The organism is Streptomyces alkaliphilus, from assembly GCF_014141535.1.
Lineage (GTDB): Bacteria > Actinomycetota > Actinomycetes > Streptomycetales > Streptomycetaceae > Streptomyces > Streptomyces alkaliphilus.
Map to the genome: position 1 here is coordinate 1 of NZ_VKHT01001677.1, position 533 is coordinate 533.

Below are 533 nucleotides of genomic sequence, written 5' to 3' on the forward strand. Positions count from 1 at the left end.
GCCCCCTCCCCGGGCCGTCCCCGGCACCGCCCGCGATCCACCGAGCGGCGGACGGTCGTCCCGGACAGCGATATCCTCGTCATGTCCCCTGCCGGGGGCGCGCAGCCACCGAAGGGGAGGGAGGAAGCGCCGATGTACGGTCAGCCGTCCGGGCCCGCTTTCGCACCGGTGCCGAAGCCCCTGTACACCGGCCCCCGGGTGGTCGTCCCGCGACTGCTCCTCGCCTGTGTGCCGGTCCTCTCCCTGGGCCTGCTCGCCTGGGTGCCCTTCCTGCGCATGGCGCTCCAGGGCCGCCGCAACCGGGACTGGGCCGTGCTCTGCGTCTGGGTCACGATCACCCTGACCTACGCCGCGGTGGTCGCGGAGTCCCCGGACGTGCCGGAGGATGGCCCGTTCGCCTTCTGGTTCGCGATGCTGTTCATGCTCGCGCACCTGGGCGGTGCCACCGTGCACGCCATCCTCGGCGACATCGCCGTGCAGAAGTACCGGCGCCGCCGGGACACCCCGCCCGCCGGCTGGGCCCCGCCCCTCGG

1 pseudogene is annotated in these 533 nt (G+C 74.3%); it reads left to right on the forward strand.

Annotated features, from left to right (window positions below):
- Positions 1–132 precede the first annotated feature (132 nt).
- A pseudogene (locus FNQ90_RS26280) lies at positions 133–533 on the forward strand (hypothetical protein); the annotation flags it as partial.